At 71.4% G+C, this 22188-nt stretch carries 23 protein-coding genes and 2 pseudogenes; 12 read left to right on the top strand and 13 right to left on the bottom strand.

Annotation, left to right across the window (positions count from 1 at the left end; all coding sequences use genetic code 11):
- The first annotated feature begins 143 nt into the window (after positions 1-143).
- Positions 144-1805 (top strand): DUF4157 domain-containing protein, encoded by a 1662-nt coding sequence (locus AB0G47_RS06435; RefSeq protein WP_360764644.1) that lies wholly within the window; start codon positions 144-146, stop codon positions 1803-1805.
- A 6-nt stretch (positions 1806-1811) separates the two neighbouring features.
- Here AB0G47_RS06435 and AB0G47_RS06430 read toward each other — a convergent pair whose 3' ends face one another.
- Positions 1812-3038: a metallophosphoesterase gene (locus AB0G47_RS06430; RefSeq protein WP_360764642.1), complete on the bottom strand. Its 1227-nt coding sequence runs from the start codon at positions 3036-3038 to the stop codon at positions 1812-1814.
- 150 nt (positions 3039-3188) lie between these two features.
- Between AB0G47_RS06430 and AB0G47_RS06425 the strand changes: the two genes are divergently transcribed.
- The 5 genes from AB0G47_RS06425 (at position 3189) to AB0G47_RS06405 (ending at position 7647) form a co-directional block, all read left to right on the top strand.
- On the top strand, positions 3189-4106 hold the full coding sequence (locus AB0G47_RS06425; protein WP_360764640.1) for a MurR/RpiR family transcriptional regulator: 918 nt from the start codon (positions 3189-3191) through the stop codon (positions 4104-4106).
- Positions 4107-4442: 336 nt separating this feature from the next.
- Positions 4443-4826 carry a hypothetical protein gene (locus AB0G47_RS06420; RefSeq protein ID WP_360764638.1) on the top strand — a complete coding sequence of 128 codons (384 nt, stop codon included), beginning with the start codon at positions 4443-4445 and terminating at the stop codon, positions 4824-4826.
- Positions 4827-4954: 128 nt separating this feature from the next.
- Positions 4955-5593, top strand: a complete 639-nt coding sequence (locus tag AB0G47_RS06415; protein ID WP_360764636.1) for a hypothetical protein — start codon at positions 4955-4957, stop codon at positions 5591-5593.
- A gap of 90 nt (positions 5594-5683) precedes the next feature.
- On the top strand, positions 5684-6880 hold the full coding sequence (locus AB0G47_RS06410) for an NAD(P)-binding domain-containing protein (RefSeq protein ID WP_360764634.1): 1197 nt from the start codon (positions 5684-5686) through the stop codon (positions 6878-6880).
- A complete protein-coding gene (locus AB0G47_RS06405; protein WP_360764632.1) occupies positions 6877-7647 on the top strand; it encodes a class I SAM-dependent methyltransferase in 771 nt (256 codons plus the stop codon). The genes AB0G47_RS06410 and AB0G47_RS06405 overlap by 4 nt, the downstream gene beginning before the upstream one ends.
- Positions 7648-7658: 11 nt before the next feature.
- Here AB0G47_RS06405 and AB0G47_RS06400 read toward each other — a convergent pair whose 3' ends face one another.
- Both AB0G47_RS06400 and AB0G47_RS06395 read right to left on the bottom strand, forming a co-directional pair.
- Positions 7659-8408, bottom strand: a complete 750-nt coding sequence (locus AB0G47_RS06400; RefSeq protein ID WP_360764631.1) for a hypothetical protein — start codon at positions 8406-8408, stop codon at positions 7659-7661.
- 18 nt (positions 8409-8426) lie between these two features.
- Positions 8427-9185 carry an ATP-binding cassette domain-containing protein gene (locus AB0G47_RS06395; protein WP_360764630.1) on the bottom strand — a complete coding sequence of 253 codons (759 nt, stop codon included), beginning with the start codon at positions 9183-9185 and terminating at the stop codon, positions 8427-8429.
- A 735-nt stretch (positions 9186-9920) separates the two neighbouring features.
- On the opposite strand from AB0G47_RS06395, the gene AB0G47_RS06390 reads away from it, so the two are divergent.
- Both AB0G47_RS06390 and AB0G47_RS06385 read left to right on the top strand, forming a co-directional pair.
- The gene (locus tag AB0G47_RS06390) at positions 9921-11174 is read left to right on the top strand and encodes a sensor histidine kinase (protein WP_360764628.1); all 1254 of its coding nucleotides are present in this window, start codon (positions 9921-9923) and stop codon (positions 11172-11174) included.
- Positions 11171-11845 carry a response regulator transcription factor gene (locus AB0G47_RS06385; RefSeq protein WP_360764626.1) on the top strand — a complete coding sequence of 225 codons (675 nt, stop codon included), beginning with the start codon at positions 11171-11173 and terminating at the stop codon, positions 11843-11845. Before AB0G47_RS06390 ends, AB0G47_RS06385 begins: the two co-directional genes overlap by 4 nt.
- Positions 11846-11868: 23 nt before the next feature.
- On the opposite strand, the gene AB0G47_RS06380 is transcribed toward AB0G47_RS06385, so the two are convergent.
- A complete protein-coding gene (locus AB0G47_RS06380; RefSeq protein WP_360764624.1) occupies positions 11869-13224 on the bottom strand; it encodes an MFS transporter in 1356 nt (451 codons plus the stop codon).
- Between the two features lie 118 nt (positions 13225-13342).
- On the opposite strand from AB0G47_RS06380, the gene AB0G47_RS06375 reads away from it, so the two are divergent.
- The gene (locus tag AB0G47_RS06375) at positions 13343-13744 is read left to right on the top strand and encodes a metalloregulator ArsR/SmtB family transcription factor (RefSeq protein WP_360764622.1); all 402 of its coding nucleotides are present in this window, start codon (positions 13343-13345) and stop codon (positions 13742-13744) included.
- A gap of 71 nt (positions 13745-13815) precedes the next feature.
- Here the strand turns inward: AB0G47_RS06375 and AB0G47_RS06370 are convergent.
- From AB0G47_RS06370 to AB0G47_RS06360, 3 genes and pseudogenes are all read right to left on the bottom strand, one after another.
- Positions 13816-14162 (bottom strand): annotated as a pseudogene (locus AB0G47_RS06370) (hypothetical protein).
- A 3-nt stretch (positions 14163-14165) separates the two neighbouring features.
- Positions 14166-14760 (bottom strand): annotated as a pseudogene (locus AB0G47_RS06365) (thioredoxin-disulfide reductase); the annotation flags it as partial.
- A 5-nt stretch (positions 14761-14765) separates the two neighbouring features.
- Positions 14766-15185 carry an arsenate reductase ArsC gene (locus AB0G47_RS06360; protein ID WP_360764620.1) on the bottom strand — a complete coding sequence of 140 codons (420 nt, stop codon included), beginning with the start codon at positions 15183-15185 and terminating at the stop codon, positions 14766-14768.
- 247 nt (positions 15186-15432) lie between these two features.
- Here AB0G47_RS06360 and AB0G47_RS06355 point away from each other — a divergent pair, with 247 nt between their 5' ends.
- The 3 genes from AB0G47_RS06355 to AB0G47_RS06345 are packed head-to-tail and all read left to right on the top strand — an operon-like array spanning position 15433 to position 17905.
- Positions 15433-15741: a metalloregulator ArsR/SmtB family transcription factor gene (locus tag AB0G47_RS06355; RefSeq protein WP_360764619.1), complete on the top strand. Its 309-nt coding sequence runs from the start codon at positions 15433-15435 to the stop codon at positions 15739-15741.
- Positions 15738-16844 (top strand): ACR3 family arsenite efflux transporter, encoded by a 1107-nt coding sequence (gene arsB / locus AB0G47_RS06350; protein WP_360764617.1) that lies wholly within the window; start codon positions 15738-15740, stop codon positions 16842-16844. The genes AB0G47_RS06355 and arsB overlap by 4 nt, the downstream gene beginning before the upstream one ends.
- The gene (locus AB0G47_RS06345) at positions 16841-17905 is read left to right on the top strand and encodes an ArsO family NAD(P)H-dependent flavin-containing monooxygenase (RefSeq protein WP_360764615.1); all 1065 of its coding nucleotides are present in this window, start codon (positions 16841-16843) and stop codon (positions 17903-17905) included. Before arsB ends, AB0G47_RS06345 begins: the two co-directional genes overlap by 4 nt.
- A 28-nt stretch (positions 17906-17933) precedes the next feature.
- Here AB0G47_RS06345 and AB0G47_RS06340 read toward each other — a convergent pair whose 3' ends face one another.
- From AB0G47_RS06340 to pstC, 6 genes are all read right to left on the bottom strand, one after another.
- Positions 17934-18299: a hypothetical protein gene (locus AB0G47_RS06340; protein ID WP_360764613.1), complete on the bottom strand. Its 366-nt coding sequence runs from the start codon at positions 18297-18299 to the stop codon at positions 17934-17936.
- Positions 18300-18360: 61 nt separating this feature from the next.
- On the bottom strand, positions 18361-18708 hold the full coding sequence (locus AB0G47_RS06335; protein WP_360764611.1) for a metalloregulator ArsR/SmtB family transcription factor: 348 nt from the start codon (positions 18706-18708) through the stop codon (positions 18361-18363).
- Between the two features lie 35 nt (positions 18709-18743).
- On the bottom strand, positions 18744-19490 hold the full coding sequence (locus AB0G47_RS06330; RefSeq protein ID WP_360764609.1) for a response regulator transcription factor: 747 nt from the start codon (positions 19488-19490) through the stop codon (positions 18744-18746).
- A gap of 5 nt (positions 19491-19495) precedes the next feature.
- Positions 19496-20326: a phosphate ABC transporter ATP-binding protein PstB gene (gene pstB, locus AB0G47_RS06325; protein ID WP_360764607.1), complete on the bottom strand. Its 831-nt coding sequence runs from the start codon at positions 20324-20326 to the stop codon at positions 19496-19498.
- A gap of 7 nt (positions 20327-20333) precedes the next feature.
- The gene (gene pstA, locus AB0G47_RS06320) at positions 20334-21239 is read right to left on the bottom strand and encodes a phosphate ABC transporter permease PstA (RefSeq protein ID WP_360764605.1); all 906 of its coding nucleotides are present in this window, start codon (positions 21237-21239) and stop codon (positions 20334-20336) included.
- Positions 21236-22186, bottom strand: a complete 951-nt coding sequence (gene pstC, locus AB0G47_RS06315; protein ID WP_360764604.1) for a phosphate ABC transporter permease subunit PstC — start codon at positions 22184-22186, stop codon at positions 21236-21238. Before pstC ends, pstA begins: the two co-directional genes overlap by 4 nt.
- Positions 22187-22188 lie beyond the last annotated feature (2 nt).

Below are 22188 nucleotides of genomic sequence, written 5' to 3'. Positions count from 1 at the left end.
TGGCCGGTCCCGCTCGCCTGCGAGCCCGCAGCCGCGCCGGAGCACGTGACGCGGTGGTGACGGCGGGCTGGCTAGCGTGTGGTCAGTCGTGGCGCCATACGCCCGGGGCGAACAGCAGGCGGGGGAGTGTGGTGGTGATGGCCGTGTTCGAGCCTCCTCTGCGACGTCAACTCAGCGCTCCCGCCCGGGAATCCGGCACCGCCGACGGGCCCGCCCGGGAATCCGGCACCTCCGCCCGGGAATCCGGCACCCGGCGTGGCGCGGACGCGCCAGGCCAACGCCTCGACCCTGAGGTCCGCGCCACGTTCCAGCGCGCGCTGGGGCACGACTTCAGTGACGTACGAGTGCACACCGATGCGCAGTCCGCGGCCGGAACGGGCCGCCACGGAGCGGCGGCATGCGCCGGCGGATCCGACATCTTCTTCGCCCCCGGGCATTACGAGCCGCACCTCGACCGGGGGCGACGGCTGCTCGCCCACGAACTCGTGCATGTCGTCCAGCACCACCGCGCCGGCGCCGGCGCCCCGCGTGTCTCCCAACCGCACGACCCGGCCGAAACCGAGGCAGGTTCGGCCGTCGCGGCTCTGGGCTGGGGCGGTCTGCGGGCCGCCTACCCGACTCTCACGACCGAGGTCGACGGCGATTCCGGCCGTCGGGCGGCCACGGCACCGCCCAGCATGTCGAGCCGTCCGGCACGGATCTCCCGGCTCGAGCTCACCTACGACGACGGGCCCGACGCGGCCGGCAACACCGGCCGAGTGCTCGACGCCCTCAATGCCGCAGGGGCGCGGGCCACGTTCTACCTGGTCGGCAAGCGGGTGGTGCAGGGCGAGAACTGGCGCCTGGTCTTCGACATGGCCGCAGGCGGCCACTGGCTGGGCAATCACGCCTACGACTGGAACGACACCAAGGACAATCACATCTTCCTGTACGGCACGGTGCAGGAACGTGCGGAGAAGATTCTCCAGACGGAATGGGCCATCCGCGACGCGCTCATCAAAGGGCGGGACGACGCGCAGCGACGGAACATCTGGGCCGGCATTCCGGAGCCCAACCGGTCCTACATCGCAGATGTGATCGCCCACGGAACCGGCCGCTTCCGTACCCCCGGATTCAGGAGCCACGTCTGGACCGCGGACGGTGCGACCTCGGCGGCGGCCCTCTCCTCGGTGAACCAAGTACTGGCGGCCAGTGGTCTGCGCACGCTGGTCATCACCAAGGTCGGGATCCTGTCGCGTGAAGGCGTCACCGTGGACCCCGAGGACTATGTGAAAGGCCGGACCAAGGAACAGATCACGGCCACGGTGACCAAGGAAGTGTCGGACAACGACGAATCAGTGCTCCTGCACTCGCGGATCGCCGCCTCCGCGGAAGCGACTCCCGCGATCGTGGCCGACTTCCAGAAGCGGAAGCTCACGTTTGATCCCACGGTTCAGGGCATGGTCGGCAAGGTCTACCCGAGGCCGGGCTTCGCCGGCCTCGACGCGATCTCCGATCCTCCGACCGCCCAGCAGATAGCGTCGGCGCGGTCCTACCTGCGCACGAAGCGGGCCTTGTTCGGCCCCTATGTCTCCGGCAGCCTGGCCATCGGCATCTTCCAGCTGGCCCAGCGTGCCGGAGCGCATGAGGTCGACGATTTCATCACCGAGATACGGACGACCACCGTGCCGATGCCGCCGCCGACCGGGCCTGTCCCGCTGGCGAACTGGATGGCCGTGAACCCGGAGTGGAGCCTCTTCCTGGGCTTCTACGAAAACTGGCGCCTCGCCAAGCCCTTCCCCCGCGTCAAGGGCGTCACGCCCTGAGGGCAGCTATAGGGGCTGCGTGGAGGATCGCTGCGGGGAGCGGAGTACGAGCAGGGTGATCTCGCTGGGGGCGAAGACGCGGAACGGCGGGCCCCAGAAGCCGGTGCCGCGGCTGGTGTAGAGGAGGGTGCGGGTGCCGTGGCGGCTGAGGCCGGCGAGGGCGGGCTGGTCGATGCGGACGAGGTGGTGGAAGGGCCAGATCTGGCCGCCGTGGGTGTGGCCGGAGAGCTGGAGGTCGACGCCGCCCGCAGCGGCCCGGTCGACGAACTTGGGCTGGTGGGCCAGGAGCAGGACGGGGTGGTCGGGGTCGGCGCCGTCCAGCGCTCCGGCGAGGTGGGCGCGGTGGCCGGCCAGGCCGGAGGACTCGGCGGTGACGTCGTCCACGCCGGCGACCACAAGGGTGTCGCCGCCGCGTTCGAGCAGCAGATGGCGGTTGCGCAGCGGCTCCCAGCCCAGCTCGTCCATCAGGTCGACCCAGCCCTGGGCCTCGCTGTAGTACTCGTGGTTCCCGGTGACGTAGACCCGGGCCCGGGTGGCTTGCACGGTGCCGAGCGGAGCGGCCTGGGCGCGGCGGCGTTCGGCCGTGCCGTCCGCGATGTCGCCGGTGTGGCAGACCAGGTCGGCTTCCAGGGTGTTGACCGTCTCGCAGACCCGCGCCGACCAGCGGGCGCGGTCGAGCGGGCCGTAGTGGGTGTCGGTGACGAGGACGACGCGGGTGCCGTCCAATCCGGCTCCCAGGCGCGGGAGTTGTACGTCGAGCCGGCGTACCCGTGGCACCCGGCGGGCCTCGGCGTACCCCCACGCGAGCAGCACGGCGGCCGTGCCGAGGATCGCCCAGGTGACGGTCCGGGCCCGGTCCTGGCCGTCGCCCACGCCGGCCACGGTCAGGGCGAGGCGCAGCAGGACGCCGAGGATGAGGGACCAGGTGAACAGTATCCAGCCGGCCCCAAGGAGGGTGTCCCCGACGATGGCCGCCCGGTCCTGCTGCCGCCGGCCGTGGCCGCGCGTCATCGCGAGCGGCATGGTGATCAGGCCGAGGACGAACAGGGCGGTGCCGCCCAGCGCCACGGGGAGCGGCCAGTGCTGGCCGGCGTGCAGCAGCACCCAGCAGGGCACGGTCCACAGCAGGACGGGGGCGATCAAAGGGAGGTAGCGCATCAGCCGGCGCAGTCGGCTCTGCTCGGCCGCATGCGCCGCACCGTCCGCGGATCGGGCTTCGCTGGTGTCGGTCACGCTTCCCCTCCTCAAGCAACCGGACTGCCGAAGCGCGCACTGTATCCGGTCGTCCCAGGGACCCCCGCACGTGCCGGTGGACAGCTGGAGGGGTGACCACAGGGTGTGAGCTATGTTGGGTGACGAGTGACATGAGAGGGAGGCCCGTCGGTGTCATCCGGGCAGCAGGCACGCGCCCAGGCGGCCGCCATCACGCCGGGCGGGAAGTCGCCGGACCAAGAGCACACCCCCGGCGAGCGGGTCCGTGCGCTGTTCGACGGCCATCGGCTGTCCCCGGGGCAGCGGCGCATCGCCCAGTACCTGATCGATCACCTCACCGAGGCCGCGTTCCTCTCGATCACGGAGCTTGCGGAACGGGCCGGTGTCAGCCAGCCGTCCGTGACCCGCTTCGCCGTTTCCCTCGGCTTCAGCGGTTATCCCGCCCTGCGGGAGGCGCTCCAGCCGATCGCCCTGAGCGCGGTCGCGGGCTCCCCGGGGGGCAGCGGGCAGTTCCGGCACAACGCGTTGCAGGAGGCCGTGGACGCCGAGATCGAGAACCTGCAGAACCTGCGTCGCCTGCTCGCCGACACCGACCAGGCGCTGGACATCGGGCGCGAGCTGGCCGGTTCCGTGCCGCTGACGGTACTCGGCCTGCGGATCTCGGTGTCCCTTGCGGAGTACTTCGCTTACGCGGCCCGGCGCATCCACCCCGACGTACGCCTGGTGACCCGTGGCGGCAGCGTGGCCTACGACGCCCTGCTGCAGTCCCGGGCTGCGGGCGGGACCTGGATGCTGGCCTATGCCATGCCCCGGCACGCCAAGGAGACCCTCGGCGCGCTCCGGGCCGCGCGGAGCGTGGGGCTCCGTACCGCGCTGATCACCGATCCCACCCTGGGGCCGCTGGCGGACGCGGCGGACGTGACGCTGACCGCGGGCACCGGGTCCCGGCTCGTCTTCGACTCGTACGCGGCGCCCGGCCTGCTGTCCGCGGCCCTGCTGCAGGCGATGGCCGACGCGGACCCCGAGCGGACGCAGGCGCGCCTCGAAGGCTATGAGCAGGTCGCCGACCAGCACGGTTTCTTCCTGTAGGCCGGTCCCCACTCGGCGCGCCCCCCGGGTTTTGCCCGTCTTGCGCCGGGCGTTTTCACCCTTACCTCCGTATGTAATTTTTCATTCCCTTGCGTACTCGGCGGTATATATATTTACTTGCCCAGCGCCCCGGATCCACCAGACGCCAGGGAGGGCGACCCCAAGCCCTCCCGGAAACCGGCACGCGGTGTGACGCCTCCTCCTCACGTCCCGCCCGTGCCCGGTCCCGGCTTTCGGATCCAACGGAGCGCTCACGGCGGCCTCGGTCAACCCCTGGGCCGAGGCCGCCACAACAACGTCTCGATCAGAGTTCGACACCACTCGGAAGCGACGAGAATGCGCCAGACTGCCTCCATCACGCTCAGCCCCGACTGGCCCTGCCAGGTCAAGGCGCCCGGCACCCAGGACTGGGAACGCACGGCGATGCGCTGGCTGCGGGACCTGCTCCCGGCCCGGTACGGCACCTATCCGACGCTGAACCGCCATCCCGCACTGCTCGCCCGGCACGCACAGCTCCAGCTGCAGCACGAGGTCCGGACGGTGCGGATCGCCCTGGAGACCAGCCGGGCGGAACTGCCCGCGATGGGCCTGTCCGCGTCCCTGATCGAGAACTCCATCAGGATGTACGCCGTCGAACTCCAGCAACTGGGCCGCCTGTCCCGAGGAGTCCGCCTCATCGGCGACGCCCTCCAGGTCCACGACGCCAACCGCCGTCCGTGACACCGCACTGTCGCTTGCCAACACCCTCACACCCTCACCCGACGGCCCCAATCGCCCTGTCCTGAAGCGGTGTTGTTGCTCCAGACGGTGGTGACACCCGGCGGCTTACGCCCCATCATGGGTGGGTCATGGCGCCTTCGGTCCTTCTGTTCCGTTCGCACCGTCGCGGCAGTGTGCCGCCCGCGGTGCCGGTGGCGGCCGTCCGGGCGGCATTGTTCTCCGGGGTGGGCTCGGCGCTGGCCGGCATGGTCCATCACCTGGCGTTCGACTCCAACCCGTCCTGGGGTGCGCGGATCCTCGCCGCGCTCGTGCTGTTCGGGGTCGCCTTGCCGGGCGCGGGCCAGGAGACGCCGCTGCGGCGGCAGGTGCTCCTCTCGTACGGAACACAGCTGGCTGTCGGCTGGTGGTTCGTGCTGGCCGACGACTCGACGGGCCTTGCCCCGCACGGGGAATGGCCGTCCGCCGTGCACGCCGGGGCGCCGGTCGTAGTGGCCCATCTGGCGCTGACGTTGCTCTGCGCGATCCTGCTGCACGGCCTGGGCGCCTGTCGGCGGCGGGTGCTGTATGCCGCGGGGCGGGATCACGGCGCGCTCGGCGATCTCGTACGCAGGCTGTTCGCTCCCCTGCCCACGCCCTGCGACATGGGCCTGGGCGGTGGCCTCCCGCGTCTTTCACCGCTGCCCGCCAGAGCCTCCCCGGTCGCGTTCTTGCTGACTGACGAGGTCGTCCGGCGCGGCCCCCCTTCCCCACGGCCGCTCGCTGTCTGAGAAGGCTCCCGCCGCACCCATCACACGTCCATGCCGGTACGCGGCCTGCCCGAGCATGCTTTCGGTCCGCCGCGTCAGGAGGGGATTCTCGTGTCTCGTACCACCGCATCTGCCGTTGTCATCGGGGCGGGCCCGTACGGCCTGTCCACCGCCGCGCACCTGAAGGGGCGCGGCCTGAAGGTCAGGGTCTTCGGCTCGCCGATGGCGAGCTGGGACCGGAACATGCCCAAGGGCATGCTGCTCAAGTCGCCGCCGAGCGCGTCGATGCTGTCGGCGCCCGATCCGGGTTTCACGCTGGAGGGGTACTGCCGGCAGGCGGGTGAGCCCGTCCTGAGCGGGCACGACACCGTGCCGGTGGAGCTGTTCGTGCGCTACGGGCGCTGGTTCGCCGAGCAGTTGGTGCCGGAGGTGGAGGACGTCCGGGTACTCGGGGTGGCCCGGCAGTCCGACGGGTTCCGGGTCAAGCTGTCGTCCGGGGAGGAGGTGCGGGCGCCCGCCGTGGTCGTGGCCAGCGGGATGGACGGGTTCGCGCACGTGCCGGGCGCGCTCGCTCCGCTGGTGGCCGACGGGCTCGTCTCGCACGCCTGCGACCATCCCGACCTGGGGGTGTTCGCGGGCCGCGAGGTGGTCGTGGTCGGGGCCGGGCAGTCGGCGCAGGAGAGCGCGGCGCTGCTCCACGAGGCCGGTGCCCAGGTGCGACTCCTCGCCCGTACGCGGGAGTTGGCGTTCGGGGCCGGGCCCACGCCGCCGCCGCACTGGCAGCCGGACACGCCGCTCGGGCGCTCGTGGGGCCTGTACGGGGTGGTGCACCACGCGGCCGCGTTCCGGTATCTGCCGCGGGAGGCGCGGCTGAAGCTGGTGCGCCGGGCCCTTGGACCGTTCGGGGCGTGGTGGCTCAAGCCGCGCCTGGACGGCGTCGTGCCCACCCTGCTGGGGCGGCGGATCACCGGGGCAAGGGCCTGCGGCGACGGCGTCGAGCTGACGACCCGGGACATGCAGGGACGCACGCACACCCTGCACACCGGGCATGTGCTGGCGGCCACCGGGTACCGCGTACGCCTGGACGCCGTCGACTTCCTCGACCCCGCCCTGCGGGCCCGGCTCGCCCGTACCGCCGGCTATCCCCGCCTGGACGCCGGGTTCGCCTCCTCGGTACCCGGGCTCTACTTCACCGGGATCCAGGCGGCGGCGACGTTCGGGCCGCTGATGCGGTTCACCTGCGGGACGGCGTTCGCCGCGCCCCGGCTCGCGGCGGCGCTGGCGGCTCGGAAGGGGCAGGGCCGATGAGGGCGGCGAGGAAGGGGACGTCGGCGTTGAAGTCCGGGGTCAAGCGGCTCTTGGGGCGTGCCGGGTTCGACATCGTGCGCAGCACCAACCCCCGGGGTGGAGTGGACGATTTCATCCCGTTCGAGGCGACGATGCGGGCCGCACGGGCGGCAGGTCTGTCGGTCGGCGACTACATCGACGAGGTCATGAACGGGACGCCTGGCGCCACTCAGTCCACCATCGATGAACTACGCGCTCTCGGCGTCTTCGCCGCCGCCCCGGACACGGTCCTTGAGATCGGCCCCGGGTCCGGCCGGTATCTGGAGAAGACGCTGAAGGAGTGTTCGCCGGGCCGCTACGAGATCTACGAGACGGCGGCGCCCTGGGCCGACTACCTGGTGGACACCTTCGGCGTGGTCGCCAGGCCGACCGCCGGAAGCAGCCTCGCCCCGACACCGGACGCCGGCGTCGACCTCGTACAGGCCCACAAGGTCTTCAACACCCTGACCTTCCTCGGCGCCTCCCGCTACTTCTTCGAGATGGCACGCGTCACGCGCCCCGGTGGCCGGATCGTCTTCGACGTCATGACGGAGACCTGCCTGGACCCGGCCGCGATGCGCGCCTGGGCGACGCAGGGCGGCGCGGGACACGACTCCTACCCGGCCGCCATGCCCCGCCGGACATGCGTGGACCTCTTCGCGACCCTCGGCTGCGGCCTGGAGGCCAGCTTCCAGGCGCCCATGGGCGTCGCCACCACCGAGGTGCTCGTCTTCCGCAAGGGGGCCTGACCCTCGCCCTGTCAGGACACGTCGCGCCGCATGCTCGTGGTGACGGCGAGCACCGCGAACACGAGCGTGTAGGCGGCCAGGACCCCGCCGCCGCCCCAGCGGGGCAGCAGGTCGCTGTTCATCATGGGCTCGGCCGCGGCGCCCAGGGCCTGGCCCGCGTTGAAGGGCAGCCAGCGGGCGAAGTCGCCGATCAGCTGGCCGACGATGCCCTCGACCAGGGCGACCCAGGCCAGTGCGGCGGCGATCGCGCCGATCAGGTTGCGGATCAGCGCGCCGGCACCGACACCGATGGCGGCGAACGCCGCGCTCCACGCGATGCCGCCGCCGATCGTCGTCCACATCTCCGCGTCCGCCCAGGCGAAGGAGGCACCCTTGCCCGCCCACCAGGCGGCCGCGACACCGAGGCCGACGAGACCGGCGGCCACCCCGGCCAGGGCGCCGAGGGCCGCGTACACCAGGAGCTTCGCCCCGATGACAGGCCCGCGCGCGGGAGTGCTCAGATACGTGTCCGTGATCGTCTGGTGCCGGTACTCCCCGGCGACGGCGAGGATCCCCAAGACCAGCGTGAACAGCGAGGCCAGGCCGACGTGGGCGAGCGCCTGGCTCTGTGCGGTCGCGTCGAGCGGCCTCTCACCGGAGACGACCAGGCCGCTCGTGCCCGCGACGACCAGCAGCGGGGAGGCAGCGAGGAGCAGCCACGGGCTGCGCACGGTGCGCAGCTTCAGCAGTTCGGTACGGGTCGTACGGATGAGGGTGTGCATGTCGTGTGCTCCTCGGGCTCAGCTGCGGGTGGGCACGGTGGCGGCCGTGCCGGTGCCCGGGGTTTTTGGGGGTGCGGTCAGCCGGAGGAACGCGGCTTCCAGCGTCTCTCCCTTCGCGTGCGTCAGGTCTGCCAGCGGGCCCGCGTAGCGCAGCGTGCCGCCGGCGACGATGACGACGCGGTCGACGGTCTGCGCCACTTCGCTCAGTACGTGGCTGGACATCAGGACCGTGCGGTTTTCGGCGGCCAACTCGCCCAGCAGGGCCCGTAGTTCGGCCATACCGGCCGGGTCGAGGCCGTTGGCGGGTTCGTCGAGGACGAGTACCCGCGGGTCGCCGAGCAGGGCGGAGGCGAGGCCCAGGCGCTGGCGCATGCCGAGCGAGTAGCCGCCCACGCGCCGGTTCGCGGCGTCGGTCAGGCCCACCCGTTCAAGCACTTCATCGACTCGCGCGTACGGGATTCCGGCCGCGCTCGCGAGAATCCGCAGGTGGTCGCGGCCGCGGCGGCCGGGGTGGAAGCCGGTCGCCTCCAGGACCGCGCCGACGGCCCGGCGGGGCTCGCTCAGCTCGGCGTACCGGTGGCCGTCGATCAGCGCCCGGCCCGCGGTGGGTGTCACCAGGCCGAGCAGCATGCGCAGGGTGGTCGTCTTGCCCGCGCCGTTGGGGCCGAGGAACCCGGTCACCACGCCGGGCTCGACCTCGAAGGTCAGACCGTCGACCGCGGTGACCGTGCCATACCGCTTGGTGAGTCCGTCCACCGCGATGCCGCCGCCGCTCATCGTGCGGCCCCCGAGGTCGTGTGCGGGCGGCGGGGCGTGGACGGTTCAGTGGGGGTGGGGTGCGTGAGGTGCATCGGGGGTCTCCTGTTCGGGGTGTCGCGGGTGAGGTGCGTCGGGGTCTGGGGACGGGGGTACGCCGGGTCCTATGGACGGGGCACGCCCGAGGGCTGCGACGTGGTGTGCCCGTGGTGGCGCGGATGGTGCAGGCCCGTTCCGGCGCTGTGCCTGCGTGAGGTGCATCGGGTCTCCTCTTCGGGGTGTCGCCGATGAGGTAGGTCGGATCTGCGGACGGGGTACGCCGGGCCCTATGTGCGAGGCAGGACGGCGGCCCGCCGGCGCGGTGTGCCCGTGGTGGAGCGGATGGTGCGGGCCCGTTCCGGCGTCGTGCCTGCGTGAGGTGCGTCGGGGGTCTCCTGTTCGGGGTGTCGCGGGTGAGGTGCGTCGGGGTCTGCGGAGGGGGTACGCCGGGTCCTATGGACGGGGCACGTCCGAGGCCCGCCGACGTGGTGTGCCCGTGGTGGCGCGGATGGTGCAGGCCCGTTCCGGCGCCGTGCTCACCTTTCCTCCGGCGCCACACTCACCCTCCCGACGGCGGCGCCGCGCGTCATCGCCCGGGCACGGTAAGCGCGGCTGCCGTGCACGCGGTGATCGTCGGGCGGGCTACCGCGTGCGCGGTAGGCGGGCCTGACGCGTAGGGCCGACGTCTGGCGGTGGGGGCGCGCCTATCGTGAACACATGACCGCCGTCCTCGCCCACCTGCGCAGCGCCGTGCGCCGGCACGCGCATCTGGCGGACGCGGTGATCGCCGTGGCCGTGTTCGCCGCCACCCTGGTGACCGCGTTCGCGGACCGGCCGGGCGGCGACCGGACCGTCGCGATCGTCGTCGCCGCGCTCGGCTGCGGGGCCCTTGCCTGGCGCCGCCGCCACCCCCTGGTGGCCCTCGCCGTCAGCGCGGGCGCCGCCGAGGTGTTCCTCGCCAAGAGCGGCAGCGGCAGCGGGGAGCTGATCCTGCTCGCTCCGTTGATCGCCCTCTACACCGTGGCCGACCTGGTCGAACGGCGGCCCGGACTGGTGCTCGGCGCGGGCGCGGTCGCCGCGCTCGCCCTCATCCATGCCGTCCACGAACCGGCGCTGCTCGGCCCGCAGAATCTCGCGTTCATCGCGCTCGGCGGCCTGGCGATCGCCGCAGGCGACTCCTCCCGCAACCGCCGCGCCTACCTCACCGAGGTCGAAGCCCGCGCGGCCCGCGCCGAACGCGAGCGCGAGGAGGACGCGCGGCGCCGCGTCGCCGAGGAACGGCTGCGTATCGCCCGCGATCTGCACGACGCGGTGGGACACCAACTCGCCCTCATCAGCGTGCAGTCCAACGTCGCCGGGCAGGCCCTCGACGGTGACACCGTGGCGGCCCGCGAGGCGCTCGACCACGTGAAATCCGCCAGCCGCCAGGCACTGGGTGAACTGCGCGACACGGTCAGCCTGTTGCGCCACCCCGGCGACGCCGTCGCCCCCACCGCCATCCCCGCACCCGGCCTCGACGGCCTCGCGGACCTGCTCGCCTCCCTCACCGCGTCGGGCCTCGACATCGACCACCGCACCGAGGGCACCGTGACCCCGCTCGCCCCCGCCGCCGATCTCACGGCGTACCGGGTCGTCCAGGAGTCGCTGACCAACGTCTACAAACACTCCGACGCACGGCGGGCCCGCCTCACCCTCACCTACGAAGGCGACGAACTCCTCATCACCGTCGACGACTTGGGCTCCCGGATTGCCGCTCCACGACAGGACGGGGAGCGCGCCGACCGGCACGGCATCCTCGGCATGCGCGAACGCGTTCTGGCCCTCGGCGGGCGGTTCACCGCGGGGCCGCGCGCGGACGGCACGTTCCAGGTGGCCGCGGCCCTGCCCCGCAAGCCCCTCGACCTCGCGCCGACATCCCCGCAGCCGCAGCCACGACCAGCCGCACGGACCACCCCGGAGTCCCGCCCATGACCATCCGCGTCGTCATCGCCGAGGACCAGCCGCTGGTCCGCACCGGCCTCAAGGCCCTCATCGACCCGGCGCCCGACCTGGAAGTGGTCGGCGAGGCGGGCGACGGCCGCGAGGCGGTGCGCCTGGCCAAGGCCGCCCGCGCCGACCTCGTCCTGATGGACATCCGGATGCCGGTCCTCGACGGCCTCGCCGCGACCCGGCAGATCACCGCGGACGAGGACCTCGCCGGGGTACGGGTCCTGATCCTCACCACGTTCGAGATCGACGAGTACGTCTTCGAGGCGCTGCGCGCCGGGGCCAGCGGATTCCTCGGCAAGAGCGCCGACGCCGAGGAGCTGCTGCACGCCCTGCGCACGGTCGACCGCGGCGACGCGCTCCTCTCCCCGACCGCGACCCGCACCCTCATCGGCCGGTTCCTGGCCACCCCCGCCGCGCCGCGCCCCCTCGACGAGACGGCCCGCCGCGCCCTGGACTCCCTCACCGACCGGGAACGGCAGATCACCACCCTCGTGGCGACCGGCCTGTCCAACGACGAGATCGCCGCGCAACTCGTGCTCAGCCCCGCCACCGTCAAGACGCACGCGAACCGGGCCATGATCAAGGTCGCCGCCCGCGACCGCGCCCAACTCGTCGTCTTCGCCCACCGCAGCGGCCTCGCCCCCACGAACTGAGAACCCGCTGACAGCCGGTGACCTCAGCGTCGGGCGTGCAGCCCGTCCGCCACGACCAGGTGACTGTGCCGCCACCTGCCGTCCACAGCACGGGCGTTGACGAGGTGCGGGTGATCGGGCGCGAGCCCGACGTGCTCGTGCACGACGTACGGGACCGCCTCCTCGCCCCGCGCCGGCCACAACCGCACCGCCCCCACGGCCGCGACCAGCGCGATCCCCCCGAGGGCGGCCACCGCCCACCCGAGCCCTGCCGCCCCGCCCAGCCATCCCGCCAGCGGGTACGTCAGGAGCCAGCAGGAGTGCGACAGCGAGAACTGCGCCGCGAACGCCGCCGTACGCTCCTGCTCCGGCGCCGCACGCCGGATCAGCCGCCCCGTCGGGGTGAGCACCATCGAGCACGCGGCACCGAACGCCGCCCAGACCACGAGCAGCGCGGGCCAGCGCCAACTCCCGTCCGTCCCGGCCGTGACGATCCCGAGCCCGGCGAACACGACGACGAGCAGCAGCGCCCCGCCCAGCATCACGGTCCGGTCCCGTACGCGGTCAAGGACGCGGGGCAGCACCAGCGCGACGGCCATGGATCCGCCCCCGTACATCCCGAGTGCGAGCGACACCGACCCGGCGGACAGGCCGAAGACCCCCTGGACGTACACCACGGAGTTCACGGTCACCATGGCACTGGCCGCCGCAACCGCGAGATTCAGCGTCAACAGGGAGCGCAGCTGCGGCAGTTGGAAGAAGAGCCGGCTGCCTGCGGTGGCCTTGGCATAGACGGAACCGGTGTGCGGTGCGGCGGCGATCGGCTTCGGCAGCGCGACGGAGACGACAAGCGCCGCTGACCCGAGGAAGCCGACCACCGTGCCGGTGAACAGCCAGTTGTACGTCATCGCGGTCAGCAGCAGACCGGCGAGCGCGGGACTGAACAGGCTCTCCAGGTCGTAGGCGAGCCGCGATAGCGACAGCGCCTGCGTGTAGTCGCGCTCGTTGGGCAGCACGTCGGGGATGGCCGCCTGGAAGGCCGGGGTGAACGCCGCCGACGCCGACTGCAGCAGGAAGATCAGGACGTAGACCTGCCAGACCTGCCCGACGAACGGCAGACACAGCGCGACCCCCGCCCGGATCAGGTCGGCGCCCACCATCAGCGTGCGGCGCGGCAGCCGGTCGGCGAACGCTCCGATCGCCGGGGCGATGAGCACGTACGCCGCCATCTTGATCGCGAGCGCGGTGCCGAGCACCTCACCGGCGCTGTCGCCCGCGATGTCGTAGGCGAGCAGGCTGAGTGCCACCGTCGCCAGGCCGGTGCCCGTGAGGGCGACGACCTGGGCAGTGAAGAGGTGACGGTAGGTGCGATTGCCCAGCACGGACAGGACGGACGGCATACGGCGGGCCCCCGTTCGAGTGTCGACTGCCCTGCCAGTGTACGCATCATGTGCGCATCTGCGCACATGAAAGTTCAGGGTGCGCCATCCTGCGGGCGCCCGGCTCTAGGCTGGGCGTATGCCCATACGCGAGCCCGTCCCAGCTGCACCTCATGCGCATCTGCGCGAACCCGACACCGCCCGTCTCGCTGAGGCGACCCGGGTGTTCGCGCTGCTCTCGGACCCGACGCGGCTGCACCTGCTGTGGCTGCTCGCGCTGGAAGGGCTGGAAGAACCGGGGGAGCCGGGGGAGCCGGGGGAGGGCGAGTCGGACGTCGGTTCGCTGGCCGAGCGCTGCGCCGCCTCCCGCACCGCGGTCAGTCAGCACCTGGCGAAACTCCGCCTAGCCGGACTCGTCGAAACCCGCCGCGAGGGCCGCCACGTCCACTACCGCCTGACCGACGGCCACTTGAGGCGCCTGGTCATGGAGGCGCTCAGCCATGCCGACCACCGCGTGAGCGGACAGGCGCCGCACGACTGAGCCTCGCGGCGACCACGGCGGCCGTGCTCCTGCCGTCATACGGAAACGCGGCGGCTCTCCGGCAGAGAAGGTCAACAGTTCGCGCAGGCCGTCCAGGTCGACGACGGCGTCCACCGCGGGGTGGGCGAGGATCGCCTTTGTCTCGGAGGCGAACAGGAGCCTGTGGCCGGCGAGATGAAGGTAAAGGGCTTGATGCCGAGGCGGTCCCGTACGAGGAGCAGTTGCTCGCGGCGGCCGTCCCAGATGGCGAACGCGTACATCCCCACGAGCCGGTCGACGAGGTTCTCGCCCCACTCAGATAGGCGCGCAGCACCACCTCGGTGTCCCCGTGTGTGGTGAATCGGTGGTCCAGCAGGCGGAGTTCGTCCCGCAGCGCACGGTAGTTGTAGACCTCGCCGCCGTCAGCGACCGCCGTCATGGGCTTCAGGTAGCCCTCGTCGTCCAAGTCCAGCTGCCCCTGGAAGAGTTCGGTGCGCGGATCGTGACCGATCGCGATGAACAGGCCCGTCGCGTCGCGGTCGCGGGTCCTGCCGGTGAGGGTGTCGCGCAAGGTCAGGCCGGACAGCTTGCCGTTCGCCTCGTGGATCTCGGCGATCTCGGCGATCTCGCTGTCGAACGCGAAGGAGATCTTGTCGTCGGCGAACGCGCGGTTCTGCATGACCTGGGAGGCTCGCAGGACGGAGCGGCGGTGAACGACCGTCACGGACTTGGCGAAGCGGGTGACCGTCTTGATGGTGCCGATCAGGTCCACCTCGACGGCGTCGTCGTCGACCATCTCGGCGCCGAAGCGCTCGGCCTGGGCCCGCATGTTCTCCATGAGGACCGGGCCGTCGACCCCTTGGGGAAGCCGGGGAAGTTCTCGACCTCGGTGGTCGTGGTCAGCGACCCGCCCACGAAGATCGAACTGCCGAAGAGCAGGGGTATCAGATCGGCGCGGGCGTGTAGAGGGCTGCGGTGTATCCGGCGGGACCGGAGCCGATGACGACGACCTCGCGTATGCCGTCTCTGCCGGTCATCGCGCTCACACCTCCTGCCGGGCGTCGATCTCGGCGACAAGCGCCTCGATGCGGGTCTTGATCTCGTCGCGGATGGGCCGTACGGCGTCGACTCCCTGGCCGGCCGGGTCTTCCAGCGCCCAGTCGAGGTACTTCTTGCCGGGGAAGACCGGGCAGGCATCCCCGCAGCCCATGGTGATGACGTAATCGGACGCCTGGACGGCCTCGGTGGTCAGCACCTTGGGCTTGGCGCCGGAGATGTCGACGCCGACCTCCTTCATCGCCTCGACCGCGGCCGGGTTGACCTGATCGCCGGGGATCGACCCGGCGGAGCGGACCTCGACGCGGTCGCCCGCGAGGTGGGTCAGGAATCCGGCGGCCATCTGCGAGCGCCCGGCGTTGTGGACGCAGACGAAGAGTACGGAGGCGAGGGGGGCGGCGGTCATGAGGTCTTCCTTCACAGGCAATGAGCGGTAGCGATGAGCGGTCAACAGGGCGTACGGGTGGGAGCGTTCAGGCGCCAGGCAAGGTGCCGAGGGCATCGGCAAGGTCGACGCCCACTTCGGCCAGGGCCTGGGCGATGCCCCTCAGAAGAGGGGGAGGGGAGAGGCGGTCATGAGGGAACCCTTTCGGCGGGCCCTGCGAGTCAGCCCGGACTGGTATCAGCTCCGAATGATGTGACAGTATCAGCCCATGATGACGTCAGTCGACACTGATCTGATCCGGGTCCTCGCCGACCCGCTCAGGCTGCAGATCGTGACCCTGCTCGCCCAAGAGACGCTGTGCACGACCCACCTGGTGGAGGAGACCGGCGCCCGCCAGACCAACCTCTCCAACCACCTGAGAGTCCTGCGCGAGGCCGGGGTCGTGGAGACCGAGCCGTGCGGCCGCTTCACCTACTACAAGCTGCGCCCGGACGTCATCGCCCAGCTCGCAGGCCAGTTCACCGAGCTGGCCGAGAGCGCCCGCACCGCCGCCGACAACAAGAGGGCCTGTCCGTGACCCGCACCGAAGCAGTCACGACCACCGCGACGACCGAGGATTCCTCGGTCGTCGCGAAGCTGTCGACGCTCGACCGTTTCCTGGCCGTCTGGATCCTGCTCGCCATGGCCCTCGGTCTCGGCCTGGGCCGCCTGATCCCGGGCCTGAACGACGCCCTGGCCAAGGTGGAGATCGGCGGCATCTCCCTGCCGATCGCCGTCGGCCTGCTGATCATGATGTATCCGGTCCTTGCCAAGGTCCGCTACGACAAGCTCGACGCGGTCACCGGCGACAAGAAGCTCATGGTCTCGTCGCTGGTCATCAACTGGATCCTCGGCCCCGCGGTGATGTTCGCACTGGCGTGGATCTTCCTGCCGGACCTGCCCGAGTACCGCACCGGCCTCATCATTGTCGGGCTCGCCCGCTGCATCGCCATGGTCATCATCTGGAACGACCTCGCCTGCGGCGACCGCGAGGCCGCCGCCGTCCTCGTCGCCCTGAACTCGGTCTTCCAGGTCATCGCGTTCGGCCTGCTCGGCTGGTTCTACCTTGACCTGCTGCCCGGCTGGCTCCGCCTGGGCGAGGGCGAGCACCTGGACATCTCGATGTGGAAGATCGCCCTGAACGTGGTCATCTTCCTCGGCGTGCCCCTGGCGGCCGGTTTCCTGACCCGCCGGATCGGCGAGAAGAAGCTGGGCCGCGAGAGCTACGAGGCCGACTTCCTGCCGAAGATCGGCCCGTGGGCGCTGTACGGCCTGCTGTTCACGATCGTCATCCTCTTCGCCCTCCAGGGAAAGACGATTACTTCGCAGCCGCTGGACGTGGCCCGCATCGCACTGCCGCTGCTTGTCTACTTCGCGATCATGTTCTTCGGTACGTTCCTGCTGGGCAAGGCCATCGGCCTCGCCTACGACCGCACCGCGACCCTCGCCTTCACGGCGGCGGGCAACAACTTCGAGCTGGCCATCGCGGTCGCCATCGCCACCTTCGGCGTCACATCCGGCCAGGCCCTGTCCGGCGTCGTCGGACCGCTCATCGAGGTGCCGGTCCTGATCGCGCTCGTGTACGTGGCGCTGGCCTGGCGCAAGAAGTTCGACGCCCACGCGGCGACGACGGCCCCGTGACGCGCACCGTGGACGTGGTGGTGATCGGCGGCGGCCAGGCAGGGCTCGCCGCCGGCTACCACCTGCGCCGCCTCGGCGTGGACTTCGTCATCCTCGACGCCCAGTCCGCGCCCGGCGGCGCCTGGCAGCACACCTGGGACTCGCTCCACCTGTTCTCCCCGGCGGCCTTCTCCTCACTGCCGGGCAGCGCCATGCCCGTACAGATCGGGGAGACGTATCCGGACGCCGCGCACGTCGTCACGTACCTGAGCGAGTACGAGCACCGCTACGAACTGCCCCTCATGCGGCCCGTATCGGTGCACGGGGTGCACCGGGACGGTGCCTTCCTGCGCGTGGAGAGCGACGCCGGTGTGTGGCGGGCCCGCGTGGTGATCAGCGCGACCGGCACCTGGTGGCGCCCCTTCCTTCCCGCCGTGCCCGGCCGGTCCGAGTTCGCCGGACAACAGCTCCACACCGTCGAGTACCGGAGCCCGGCCGAGTTCGCGGGCCGGCGCGTCGAGGTCGTCGGCGGCGGCAACTCCGGCGCCCAGATCGCCGCCGACCTCGCGTACGACACCGAACTGACCTGGGTCACCCGGCGCCCGCCGCGTTTCCTCGCCGACGACATCGACGGCCGCGCCCTCTTCGACGCCGCCACCGCGCGGCGCAAGGCTCTGGAGAGCGGCAGTGCCGACACCGGCGGCGTGGCCTCGCTGGGCGACATCGTCGCCGTGCCGCCGGTGCGCGAGGCCCGTGATGCGGGCCTGTTGAAGGCTTCACCGATGTTTGCCCGGCTCTCCTCGGACGGCGTGGAGTGGGCCGACGGGACGCGCGCCGAAGCGGACGCGGTCATCTGGTGCACCGGCTTCAGGCCCACGCTCTCCCACCTCGCCCCGCTCCAACTCCGGGGCTCACGCGGGCACATCACCACGGTCGGGACCCGCGCGGCGGACGAGCCGCGCCTGCACCTGCTCGGCTACGGCGACTGGACCGGACCCGCCTCCGCCACCCTGATCGGCGTCGGCCGCCCGGCCCGCGACGCCGCCCGGGAGATCGCGGGCCTTCTCGGGCCGCGTTCCTGACGTCCACCGCACAGGGCGGGTGACGGGATCAGGGCACGAGTGCGGGAGAAGGCGCGCTGCCGAGCAGAGCCGTGGCGCGCGCCCGGCCATCGCTCGTGAGGCGGTAGTGCGCCCAGCCGTCGCGCCCGCGGCGGGCGAGAAGCCCGGCTCCCAGCAGCACCTCCAGGTGGGCGTCGAGCAGTTCGGGGCCCAGCTGCGGCAGGGCCTCTGCCAGGCGGCACACGCACACCTCACCCGCGCCCGCGAGGGCGAGCAGGCTGAACACACGCAGCCGGTCGGTGTCGGCGAGGGCACTCAGGACCTCGGCCGTGCGTATAGCGGTCGCCCGGTCCAGGGCGATGCCTCGTGTGGGCGTGCACACCGCGGCGTGTCCCTGTGCCCGTGACGTCGGCATGCCCCCAGAATCCCAGCCGGACAGATGGCTGTCCATGAAATCGGGGGCGGGCGAGGGGAGGTCAGGCGAGAAGGCTCTCCACCGTGCGCAGGCGCTCGGGGACGATCGTGTACCAGGCCCATGTGCCGCGCTTCTCCCGGGTGAGGAGCCCCGCGTCGACCAGGATCTTCAGGTGGTGGCTGACCGTGGGCTGGGTGAACTCCAGGGTGTCGGCGAGGTCGCACACGCAGGCTTCGCCCGCCGGGTCGGAGGCGATCAGACTCAGGAGCTGCAGCCGGGTGGGGTCGGCGACCGCCTTGAGGGAGCGGGCGAGCTCTTCGGCCTCGGCGCGGCCGAGGGGACGGCCGATGAGGGAGCCCTCGCAGGCCTCGTCCGGAGCCGTGACAGCGCCCATCGTTGCATCGTCCACCGGGTCAGTTTACGAAGTGACGAACGTGCGGTCGATCACGGACAGGTGAGGCGGTACCCGAGGCCGCGTACGGCGTCGATGGTGCAGCAGCTGGCGGGCGGCTGTGCCAGGCGTTTGCGCAGGCGGCCGATGTGGACGCTGAGGGTGTTGCTCTCGGGGACGTAACTGCTGCCCCAGACCTGGTCGAGCAGCGCCTCGCGGCTGATCACCTGGTTGGGCCTGGCCATCAGGCAGGCGAGGAGCTGGAACTCGCGCAGCGGCAGTATCGTCGCGGTGCCACCGCGGCGGAACTGGTAGCCGACCGGGTCGAGTTCGAGATCGCCCACCCGCAAGAGTCCGGACGTCACGAGGAGCGGCTGCCGGCCGGTCGGCGCGGGGCCTGTCGTGGCCAGGCGCAGCAGGTCGAGAGGGCTGTAGGGCCGGAGCAGGCACGCGGCGGCTCCCGCGGCGAGGCCCAGCGAGATCAGCTCACCCTGGTCGGGCCCTGCGGCCAGGACCACGGCCAGAGCGAGTCGCCGGCTCAACAGGCGGACAGTGGAGGGCAGTTCGGCGCCCGGGAGCCCGATGTCCAGAAGGACCGTGTCGGGGCGTGTGGCGGCGGCCTCCACGAGGAGCTCCGGCAGGGTCTGGCAGACGGTGATCTCCAGTGCCTGGTCGGCCAGTTCGTGCTGGACGCGGGAGAGCAGCTGCCGGTCCCGGTCGGCGACGAGGAGCGTCGGCAGAAGCCGTCGCGCCTCCTCCCGCTGACCCCGCTCTGCTTCGGTGCCCGCTTCGGCTGCCATGACGGTCATCCGAACCGGCCGGAGATGTAGTCCTCGGTCCGCTGGTCGCTCGGCCCCTCGAAGATCTTCTCGGTGTCGTCCACCTCGACGAGCCGCCCGTGCCGCTCGCCCTTGTCGTCGACGTCGGCGGTGAAGAAGGCCGTGCGGTGCGAGACGCGGGCTGCCTGCTGCATGTTGTGCGTGACGATGACGATGGTGAACTGCGTGGTCAGTGCCGCCATCAGGTCCTCGATCTTGGCGGTGGCGATGGGGTCGAGCGCCGAGCAGGGCTCGTCCATCAGGATCACCTCGGGGCGTACGGCGATGGTGCGGGCGATGCAGAGCCGCTGCTGCTGCCCGCCGGAGAGAGCGAGCGCGCTGCCGCCCAGCTTGTCCTTGACCTCCTCCCACAGCGCCGCGTCCTTGAGGGCCTTCTCGACGATGCCGTCCAGGGCGGTGCGGCCGCGCTCGCCGTTCACGCGCGGGCCGTAGGCGACGTTGTCGTACACGGACTTGGGGAAGGGGTTCGGCTTCTGGAAGACCATGCCGATGCGGCGGCGCACCTCGATGGGGTCGACGTGCTCGGCGTACAAGTCCTCGCCGTGGTAGGCGACTTTGCCCCGCACGCGGGCGCCGGGGATGAGGTCGTTCATGCGGTTGAGGCAGCGGATCACCGTGGACTTGCCGCAGCCGGACGGGCCGATGAGAGCGGTGATCTGGCGGGGCCGGACGGCGAGGTTCACCTCGCGCACGGCTTCGTAGTCGCCGTAGAAGACGGACAGGTCCTTGATGTCGAAGACGGAGCCGCTCGGCGCGAAGTCGACGGGGGCCGTGTCGGTCAGGGCCGTTCCGGACATGGCGGGGTCACCAGCGCTTTCCGTACTTGTTGCGGATGAAGATGGCGAGGGAGTTCATCGCGAGCAGCAGGACGAGCAGGGCGACGATGGCCGCGGCCGCGAGCGCCGCGAACTCCTCGCGGGACTGGCTGGTCCAGTTGAAGATCTGGATGGGCAGGACGGTGAACGCGGAGTTGATGCCGTCCGGGTTGAACGCGACGTACGTGAGCCCGCCGAGCAGCAGCAACGGCGCCGCCTCGCCCATGGCGCGCGACAGGGCGAGGATCGATCCGGTGGCGATGCCGGGCAGGGCGGCGGGCAGGACCTGGCGCCACACGGTCTGCCACTTGGTCGCGCCGAGGGCGAGCGAGCCGAGCCGGATGGAGTTCGGCACGGCCCTGATCGCCTCCCGCGAGGCGATGATCACGATGGGCAGGACGAGCAGTGCGAGGGTCAGGGACGCGGTGAGGATCGTGGTGCCAAGGCCCATGCCGCGGGCGATCAGGCCGAGCCCGAGGATGCCGTAGACCACGGACGGCACCGCGGCGAGGTTCTGGATGTTCAGCTCCAGCCAGCGGTTGTACCAGCGCGTGGGGTCGGCGTACTCGTCCAGGCGAATGGCCGCGGCGACCCCGACGGGCAGGCACAGCAGGCCGGTCAGGCCCACCACCCACACCGAGCCCCAGATCGCGGACTGCGCGCCGGCCCGCTCCGGGTGGCGGATGGAGGGGAAGTTGTTCCACAGCCGGCTGTCGAGACGGCTCACACCTTCGTAGAGGACGTATCCGATCAGGACAGCGAGGAAGAGCAGGGCGACGGCGAGGGAGGCGAGCAGGGCGAGGCGGAAGAGGGCGTCGGCCGGGCGGGGGCGTTTGCGGCCCAGCGGGGTCGGCGGCACCGGCTTGGTCATGACGGGCGGTGTCGGGGCGCTCATTCGTACACCTCCCGGAAGCGGCGGACCAGGCGGATGGAGACGGCGTTCATCGCGAACGTCAGCGTGAACAGGAGCAGTCCGACGGCGAAGAGGGTGTGGTAGTCCACGGTCCCCACGGGCACGTCGCCGCTCGCGGCCTGGGCGATGAAGCCCGTCATGGTCTGCATCGCCTCCAGCGGATTCCAGCTGAGGTTGGGCCGGTTGCCGGACGCGATCGCGACGATCATCGTCTCGCCGACCGCGCGGGAGACCCCGAGAACGAAGGCGGCGACGATCCCGGAGAGCGCGGCGGGCACCACGACGGTCGTCGCCACCACGCGTTTGCTCGCCCCCATCGCGTATGCCCCGTCGCGCAGCGAGTGCGGAACGGCGGAGAGCGCGTCCTCGGACAGGGACGCGATCGTCGGGATGATCATCATGCCCATCACAAGCCCTGCGGAAAGGGCGTTGAAGATGTCGGGGCCCTCGCCCCACGGCCAGATGCTCTGCAGCCTCGGCGTGAGGAACTTCAGCGCGAAGAAGCCGAAGACGACGGTCGGGATGCCGGCGAGGAGTTCGAGCGCGGGCTTGAGGATCTTGCGGGTGCGTGGCGTCGCGTACTCGGAGAGGTAGATCGCGCTCGCGAGGCCCAGCGGCAGCGCGACGAGCAGGGCGATCACGGTGATCAGGAGCGTCGCGGCGACCAGCGGGAGCACGCCGTAGTGGGGCGGCTCGAACAGCGGGGTCCACTCGGTGCCGGTGAAGAACTCCTTGACGGAGACCTCACCGAAGAAGCGGGCGCTCGGCTCGATCAGCGAGACGACGATGCCGATGGTGGTGGCGATGGAGACCAGGGCCGCCGCCACCAGGCCGATCCGGATGACGCGCTCGCCGTGGCGGGGGCGGGAGCGTCCCAGGCGCGGGCCCCCGCCGGCACCCGGGACGCTCTCCTTCTTCCGGGCGGGCACGG

The sequence above is a fragment of the Streptomyces sp. NPDC021622 genome (genome assembly GCF_040640795.1).
Lineage (GTDB): Bacteria > Actinomycetota > Actinomycetes > Streptomycetales > Streptomycetaceae > Streptomyces.
Note: the sequence above shows the minus strand (reverse complement) of the source record. Positions and strands in the feature narration are given on the sequence as shown.

What these genes read in the sequence shown, in the direction of transcription:
- AB0G47_RS06405 (WP_360764632.1), top strand. Translation starts at nt 6,877, where the DNA reads ATGAGGGCGGCGAGGAAGGGGACGTCGGCGTTGAAGTCCGGGGTCAAG.
- AB0G47_RS06395 (WP_360764630.1), bottom strand. Translation starts at nt 9,185, where the DNA reads ATGAGCGGCGGCGGCATCGCGGTGGACGGACTCACCAAGCGGTATGGC.
- AB0G47_RS06360 (WP_360764620.1), bottom strand. Translation starts at nt 15,185, where the DNA reads ATGACCGCCGCCCCCCTCGCCTCCGTACTCTTCGTCTGCGTCCACAAC.
- pstA (WP_360764605.1), bottom strand. Translation starts at nt 21,239, where the DNA reads ATGAGCGCCCCGACACCGCCCGTCATGACCAAGCCGGTGCCGCCGACC.
- AB0G47_RS06380 (WP_360764624.1), bottom strand. Translation starts at nt 13,224, where the DNA reads ATGCCGTCCGTCCTGTCCGTGCTGGGCAATCGCACCTACCGTCACCTC.
- AB0G47_RS06385 (WP_360764626.1), top strand. Translation starts at nt 11,171, where the DNA reads ATGACCATCCGCGTCGTCATCGCCGAGGACCAGCCGCTGGTCCGCACC.
- AB0G47_RS06355 (WP_360764619.1), top strand. Translation starts at nt 15,433, where the DNA reads ATGATGACGTCAGTCGACACTGATCTGATCCGGGTCCTCGCCGACCCG.
- AB0G47_RS06390 (WP_360764628.1), top strand. Translation starts at nt 9,921, where the DNA reads ATGACCGCCGTCCTCGCCCACCTGCGCAGCGCCGTGCGCCGGCACGCG.
- pstB (WP_360764607.1), bottom strand. Translation starts at nt 20,326, where the DNA reads ATGTCCGGAACGGCCCTGACCGACACGGCCCCCGTCGACTTCGCGCCG.
- AB0G47_RS06415 (WP_360764636.1), top strand. Translation starts at nt 4,955, where the DNA reads ATGGCGCCTTCGGTCCTTCTGTTCCGTTCGCACCGTCGCGGCAGTGTG.
- AB0G47_RS06330 (WP_360764609.1), bottom strand. Translation starts at nt 19,490, where the DNA reads ATGGCAGCCGAAGCGGGCACCGAAGCAGAGCGGGGTCAGCGGGAGGAG.
- AB0G47_RS06340 (WP_360764613.1), bottom strand. Translation starts at nt 18,299, where the DNA reads ATGCCGACGTCACGGGCACAGGGACACGCCGCGGTGTGCACGCCCACA.
- AB0G47_RS06400 (WP_360764631.1), bottom strand. Translation starts at nt 8,408, where the DNA reads ATGCACACCCTCATCCGTACGACCCGTACCGAACTGCTGAAGCTGCGC.
- AB0G47_RS06420 (WP_360764638.1), top strand. Translation starts at nt 4,443, where the DNA reads ATGCGCCAGACTGCCTCCATCACGCTCAGCCCCGACTGGCCCTGCCAG.
- AB0G47_RS06375 (WP_360764622.1), top strand. Translation starts at nt 13,343, where the DNA reads ATGCCCATACGCGAGCCCGTCCCAGCTGCACCTCATGCGCATCTGCGC.